Consider the following 6,605-nt stretch of genomic DNA (forward strand, 5'->3'; position numbering starts at 1 on the left):
GGCTAGAGGCGCCACCAAACCGGAAATACCGGGGGCATTCGCGCACGCTTTTTCGGCGTCGGCCAACGGCATCATCCGGACACAGGACCGCAACATATCCCGCCGCGCCCAACAGTGCGGCAGAGCTTAAGGCAGGCAAGGCAAAGCGCTGATGGCAGACACGACTGCAACCGCTAATCCCGCGACGGCGACCGCCCACGAAGGTGTGCGTCGCCGCGATTTTCTCGACATTGCAGCGGTCAGCGCTGCCGGCATCGGCGGTCTTGCGGTGGTTTACCCACTGGTGAGCCAGATGGCGCCGTCGAAGGACGTGCTCGCGGCGAGTTCTACAGAAGTCGACGTTTCTGCGATCGAGCCCGGCCAGGCCATCAAGGCGGTGTTCCGCAAGCAGCCGCTTTTCGTGAAGCGCCTGACGCCCGAAGAGATCGCTGCGGCCAACGCAACGCCGACCGCTTCACTGCGGGATCCCCAGAGCTTGGCTGAACGAACAAAGGAAGGCCACGCCGATATCCTCGTCACCATGGGTGTTTGCACCCACCTTGGCTGCGTGCCGCTGGGCGCTGCCGAAGGCGAAGTGAAGGGCGAATTCGGCGGGTATTTCTGCCCCTGCCACGGTTCGCATTACGATACTGCCGGCCGCATCCGCAAAGGCCCGGCGCCTACCAACCTCGAAGTGCCGGAATACGAGTTCACCTCGGACACAGTGATCCAGGTCGGCTGAGCTAGAAGACGAGAGACAGACACATGAGCTTTCCCTGGGCCCGCCAGTACGAACCGAAGAATGCGGTCACGAAGTTCCTCGACGAGAAGCTGCCGCTTCCGCGCCTGGTCTATAATGCCGTCGGCGCCGGTTATCCGGTTCCGCGCAATCTGAGTTACTTCTGGAATTTCGGCGTTCTTGCCGGCTTCTTCCTCGTCGTGCAGATCGTCACCGGCGTGGTGCTGGCCATGCATTATGCGGCGAATGCGCAGGTCGCCTTCGCGACGACCGAACACATCATGCGCGACGTCAACTGGGGCTGGCTGATGCGCTATGCCCACGCCAACGGCGCGAGCTTCTTCTTCATCGTCGTCTACCTGCACATCTTCCGTGGCCTGTTCTATTCGAGCTACAAGGCGCCGCGCGAAATGATCTGGCTGCTGGGGGTCGTCATCTTCCTGCTGATGATGGCCACCGCCTTCATGGGCTACGTGCTGCCCTGGGGCCAGATGAGCTTCTGGGGTGCCAAGGTCATTACCGGCCTGTTCGGCGCAATTCCGCTGGTCGGCGAGCCGATCCAGGTCTGGCTGCTCGGCGGCTTCGCCCCCGACAACGCCGCGCTGAACCGCTTCTTCTCGCTGCACTTCCTGCTGCCCTTCGTGATCGCAGGTGTGGTGATCCTGCACATCTGGGCGCTGCACATCCCGGGTTCTTCGAACCCCACGGGCGTCGAAGTGAAGAGCGAAAGCGACACTGTACCCTTCCACCCGTATTACACTGCGAAGGACGGTTTCGGTCTCGGCATTGCACTGCTGGCCTATTTCGCGCTGGTCTTCTTCCTGCCCAACGCGCTCGGCCACCCAGACAATTATATCGAGGCGAATCCGCTTTCGACCCCGGCGCACATCGTGCCTGAATGGTATTTCTGGCCGTTCTACGCGATCCTGCGCGCCTTTACGGTCGACTTCCTGTTCGTCCCCGCCAAGCTGATGGGCGTGATCGCCATGTTCGCATCGATCCTGCTGTGGTTCTTCCTGCCCTGGCTCGACAAGTCGCCGGTGCGTAGCGGCCACTACCGCCCGCTGTTCCGCAAGTTCTTCTGGTTCGGCCTGATCCCGGCGATGATCGTATTGTTCATCTGTGGCGGCGCGCCGGCTGAAGAACCCTATGTGATGCTCAGCCAGATCGCGACGGCCTATTACTTCCTCCACTTCCTGGTGATCCTTCCGATCATCTCGAACGTGGAGAAACCCGAACCGCTGCCCTATTCGATCACCGAAGCCGTTCTCGGCTCGGACAAGAAGGTCGTCAAAGGCGAAAATACGACGCCGGCCGTCTAAGCGAGTAACGAGAGACCAATGACCAAGCTTCTCAGCGTCCGCCTTGTCGCCATCCTCGTCGGCCTCGGTTTTGCCGTTGCCGCCCTGTGGGCTTTTGTGGTCGGTGCCTATAACGCCGCCACCGAAGAGGTTGCACCACACCTTCCTTACGAAGATCCCATGGACCTCTCCTGGTCCTTCGATGGCCCCTTCGGAAAGTGGGACCATGCGCAGCTTCAGCGGGGTCTCAAGGTTTATGACGAGGTCTGCTCGGCCTGCCACAGCCTGAAATTTGTCGCATTCCGCGACCTTGAACAGCTCGGCTATTCGGAAGGGCAGGTTAAGGCTTATGCTGCGGCCAAGCAGGTCCCCGGTATCGACCCGAACACCGGTGAAGCGACCATGCGTCCCGGACTGCCGACCGACTATTTCCCTTCGCCCTATCCCAATGCGGTGGCTGCTGCTGCGGCGAACAACAATGCAATCCCGCCGGATCTTTCCCTGATGACGAAAGCGCGGGGCGATGGCACCAACTATGTCGCTTCGTTGCTGATGGGCTATCAGGAACCGTCGGCAGAGTTGCTTGAGGAGCATCCCGAAGCGGCACCGGGGCCAGGTCTCTATCACAACCCCTATTTCCCCAACCTCAACCTCGCCATGGCTCCTCCTATAACCACGGCCGGTCAGGTGACCTATGATGATGGGACCGAAGCGACCATCGAGCAAATGTCCAAGGACGTGGCGGCATTCCTTACCTGGACTGCCGAGCCCACCATGGTGAAGCGCAAGCAGACCGGCTGGCCCGTGCTGATCTTCCTGCTCTTCGCGACCATTCTGGCATATATGTCGAAGAAACAGATCTGGGCGGCAGTAAAACCCAAGAAGTAAGCCGCTCTAGCACGACACGGCGCCCCTCCATCCATGTGATGCGAGGGGCGTTTTCGTTTTGAAGGAGAGAGATTATTTCCCCTCACGAACTGAAATCGCTGGTCCGGACCATTCCCGATTTTCCGATCGAGGGCATCCAGTTCCGCGATATCACCACGTTGATCGGACATGGTGAAGGCTTCGCTGCCACGGTAGACTGGCTCGCTGAAAGAGTTCGCGGTAGCGCAGCTGAGGCGGTTGCCGGAATGGAGGCCCGGGGGTTCATCTTCGGCGCTGCGGTTTCCGCAAAACTCGCGCTGCCTTTCCTCCCCATTCGCAAATCCGGGAAACTGCCCTGCGACACAATCGGCGTCGACTACGCTCTCGAATATGGATCCGACCGGCTCGAGATGGACCCGGCCTCGGTCGCACCTGGGCAGAAGGTTGCGATGGTCGATGATTTGCTCGCAACCGGCGGAACTGCCTGTGCAACTGCCAAGCTGCTTCGAAAAGCAGGTGCCGTGGTCGAGCATGCATTCTTCGTCATCGACCTGCCGGATCTGGGCGGCGCGCAAAAACTCGGCGAGTGCGGGGTGGGCGTCGCAGCGTTGATGGATTTCACCGGCGATTGAGAAAAACACCACTGTCCTTGGATAAAACCCGGGGCTAGGGCATTGGTGGCTGGTACGGCCCGTCCGCGGGCAGTAATTCAACGAGGGGCATGGAACAGACACTCGTCATAGCCTTGGTGGGCATCCTCGGTATCGGCGCGCAGTGGGTCGCCTGGCGTACCGGGCTTCCAGCCATCGTGCTTATGCTGATCGCCGGGTTCCTGGCGGGCCCGGTGCTGGGCGTTTTCGATCCCGAACACGCTTTTGGCGCCTTGCTCGAACCCATGGTGGCCATTGGCGTCGCGCTCATTCTTTTCGAGGGCGGGCTGAGCCTCGATTTCCGGGAGTTGCGGCACACCGGCAGCGCAGTAGGGAGGCTGGCAACGATCGGAGTCGTACTGGGTTGGCTCTTCGGCGCACTGGCCGGGATCTATATCGCCGGACTCGCTCCCGAGGTTGCCATCCTGTTCGGCGGGATCCTTGTGGTAACGGGCCCGACGGTGGTCATTCCGCTCTTGCGGCAAAGCTCGGTCAAATCACGCCCCGCTTCCATTCTGAAGTGGGAAGCGATCGTCAACGATCCCACGGGCGCGCTCTGCGCTGTCATCGCCTATGAATACTTCCGCAAGGTAGCCGAACAGCCTGGCGCGACCCTGTTCGAAGTGGTCCCGCCATTGATTATCGCGGCGATTATCGCAGGCCTTATCGGCTATGTCTCCGCGTTAGCCATCGCATGGTCCTTCCCGCGGGGTGCGGTACCCGAATATCTCAAGGTGCCCGTCCTTCTCACTACGGTCATTGGCGTCTTCGTCATCTCCAACCTGATCGAACACGAAGCGGGTCTCGTGGCAGTGACCGTGATGGGCGTCGCGCTTGCCAATATGGATGTCACCAGCCTGCGATCCATTCACCCCTTCAAGGAGAACGTCGCGGTTCTATTGGTGTCGGGCATTTTCATCGTGCTTTCGGCATCGCTCAGCATCGAAGATATTCGCTACATAAACTGGCCTATCGGCCTGTTCCTTCTGGCGCTCCTTTTCGTGGTGCGTCCGGCGACCATTCTGCTCAGCCTCTTGGGGAGCAACCTTCCCTGGAATGAGCGTCTCTTCCTCGCATGGATAGCTCCCCGTGGGATCGTTCTGGTCGCAATCTCCGGCCTGTTTGCCCTGCGCCTTTCGGATCTAGGCTATACCGACGGAAACCTGCTCATCGGGCTGAGTTTCGCTGTCGTGGTCGTAACTATCGTTGCTCACGGGTTCACGGTGGATTTCGTGGCCAAGCTGCTCAAGGTGAAGGGCACAACCCGCCCGGGCATGCTGATCGTCGGAAGCACGCCGTGGACCATCGCTCTGGCCGAACAGATGCGCGATATGAAAGCCCCAGTGATCGTCGTGGATGCCAGCTGGCAACGGCTTGCACTAGCGCGGCAGAAAGGCATTCCGTTCTATCACGGCGAAATCCTCAATGAGGCGACCGAGCATAATCTCGAGTTGGCCCCTTACCAGAATCTTGTCGCCGCGACCGAGAACGAGGCGTATAACGCATTGGTCTGCAATGAATTCGCACATGAGATCGGCCGTGACCGCGTCTTCCAGCTCGGTGAGTCGGCCGATGGTGACGATAAGCATGCGCTTCCTGCGAGCCTGCGCGGACGCGCCTTGTTCGAATCCGGCTTCGGCGTGGAAGACGTCAGCGAACGCCAGCGGCAGGGCTGGGTTTTCCGCAAGACGCGATTGTCCGAAGAATTCGACTTCGAGAAAATGCAGGAGAAGCTTCCAGACGCCGCGAACATGCTTTTGCTGATACGCGACAACGGGACTATCCGTTTCTTTACCCACGCGGCGAAGCCCGAGCCGCGAGCAGGGGATACGATCTTGAGTTTTTCACCGCCACAAACGAAGACAGCTGAAGAAAAAGCGGCAAAAAAGGCGAGCAAGAAGCAGGGGGTGCAGCCCACATGAGGCGGGAACTGAAGAATTCCGTTATTCTAGCAGCGGCTGCAAGCGCGCTGCTTGTTTCCGGTTGCAGAAATGCGGAAGAGGAACAGCCCGATCCTGCTCCGTCGCCAGATGACGGCCGCTCGATTTTCCAGCAGGATCCGACCGAGTCTGGCGAATCCATGCTCCCTCCGCCGGTATTGCTGCCACTCGAGACGACATTGTCCTTTCCGGATGGCACACCCGAATTGACCGAAGCGGTGCGCGCGGAACTGGCCACCATCGTCGAGTCCCCTCAGGTCGATGCGGGTGGTTCCATCGTGCTGCGTGGTCACTCGGATTCTGCCGGGAGCGATGAAATCAATCTCGAAACCTCGCGAGCACGAGCGGAGGCCGTTGGTGACTTTCTCGTGGAGAACGGGATCGCCGAGGAACGTATTAAGATCATAGCATTCGGCGAACAGAACCCGATCGAGCCAAATGCCCTGCCCGACGGCTCTCCCAACGAAGAAGGGCGCGCGGCAAATCGTCGGGTTGAGGTGACGGTTGAAACCGGGCGCCAGGTGGACCGCGAGCAAACACTCATTGAGACACTGAGCGAGGCCGAGCAGGACGAAACGCAATCGTCACGAGCAAGTGACCGAGCTGGCCGCCAGGTGCGATGACCGGTTGACGAATCTGGCGAAGGCGGGCATCTGCCATCGCCCGGAGCGCGGGTATAGCATAGTGGTAATGCTCCAGCCTTCCAAGCTGGCTAGAGGGGTTCGATTCCCCTTACCCGCTCCAAGTCCCAACAACTCCATGAAAACGCGCAGAAATCCGCCTGCCAAGGTGCGAATTCGCGCGCGTGTGCTACACATGCGTCATACATTCGAGAGGCGAAATCAGACCCAACGCTCTCGAATCGTTCAAGAAATCGTCCCGGCAACTGTCATACACGAGCGTCATACAAACCGTCCGTGCGCGGACTGTGGTTGCGTGGGGCTATCTACCAATTCCGGGTGCGGGTTCCGGCTGACTTGCGAGCAGCGATGGGCTGCATCCATGTGAATCGGTCGCTGAAAACAGACAGCCGATCGCTCGCGGTAAGGCTAAGCCGGAAGGTGGCCTTCGAGGTCGAGAAGATGTTCGAGGAAAAGCGTCGGGAAAGCGGTTTGCCCTTCGATGATCG

General features: G+C 59.8%; 7 protein-coding genes and 1 tRNA gene. All 8 read left to right on the top strand.

Going from position 1 to position 6,605, the window contains the following annotated elements:
• The first annotated feature begins 151 nt into the window (after positions 1-151).
• The gene (gene petA, locus AC13CE_RS08335; RefSeq protein WP_221538247.1) at positions 152-721 is read left to right on the top strand and encodes a ubiquinol-cytochrome c reductase iron-sulfur subunit; all 570 of its coding nucleotides are present in this window, start codon (positions 152-154) and stop codon (positions 719-721) included.
• 23 nt (positions 722-744) lie between these two features.
• Positions 745-2,040 (top strand): cytochrome b, encoded by a 1,296-nt coding sequence (locus AC13CE_RS08340; RefSeq protein ID WP_221538248.1) that lies wholly within the window; start codon positions 745-747, stop codon positions 2,038-2,040.
• A gap of 18 nt (positions 2,041-2,058) precedes the next feature.
• Positions 2,059-2,907: a cytochrome c1 gene (locus tag AC13CE_RS08345; protein WP_482972131.1), complete on the top strand. Its 849-nt coding sequence runs from the start codon at positions 2,059-2,061 to the stop codon at positions 2,905-2,907.
• A 74-nt stretch (positions 2,908-2,981) separates the two neighbouring features.
• Positions 2,982-3,518: an adenine phosphoribosyltransferase gene (locus AC13CE_RS08350; RefSeq protein ID WP_482972139.1), complete on the top strand. Its 537-nt coding sequence runs from the start codon at positions 2,982-2,984 to the stop codon at positions 3,516-3,518.
• A gap of 89 nt (positions 3,519-3,607) precedes the next feature.
• Complete coding sequence (locus AC13CE_RS08355) at positions 3,608-5,458, top strand: cation:proton antiporter (RefSeq protein WP_482972132.1); 1,851 nt, start codon at positions 3,608-3,610, stop codon at positions 5,456-5,458.
• Complete coding sequence (locus AC13CE_RS08360; protein ID WP_482972133.1) at positions 5,455-6,099, top strand: OmpA family protein; 645 nt, start codon at positions 5,455-5,457, stop codon at positions 6,097-6,099. Before AC13CE_RS08355 ends, AC13CE_RS08360 begins: the two co-directional genes overlap by 4 nt.
• 47 nt (positions 6,100-6,146) lie before the next feature.
• Positions 6,147-6,220: transfer RNA gene (locus AC13CE_RS08365), tRNA-Gly, on the top strand.
• A gap of 173 nt (positions 6,221-6,393) precedes the next feature.
• On the top strand, positions 6,394-6,605 hold a 212-nt coding region (locus tag AC13CE_RS08370; RefSeq protein ID WP_482972134.1), incomplete at its 3' end, for a DUF6538 domain-containing protein.

Source organism: Qipengyuania sp. B-5 (assembly GCF_056857815.1).

Excerpts from the sequence above, each read along its gene's own strand:
- AC13CE_RS08360 (WP_482972133.1), top strand. The coding sequence starts at position 5,455 with ATGAGGCGGGAACTGAAGAATTCCGTTATTCTAGCAGCGGCTGCAAGC.
- AC13CE_RS08345 (WP_482972131.1), top strand. The coding sequence starts at position 2,059 with ATGACCAAGCTTCTCAGCGTCCGCCTTGTCGCCATCCTCGTCGGCCTC.
- petA (WP_221538247.1), top strand. The coding sequence starts at position 152 with ATGGCAGACACGACTGCAACCGCTAATCCCGCGACGGCGACCGCCCAC.
- AC13CE_RS08355 (WP_482972132.1), top strand. The coding sequence starts at position 3,608 with ATGGAACAGACACTCGTCATAGCCTTGGTGGGCATCCTCGGTATCGGC.
- AC13CE_RS08340 (WP_221538248.1), top strand. The coding sequence starts at position 745 with ATGAGCTTTCCCTGGGCCCGCCAGTACGAACCGAAGAATGCGGTCACG.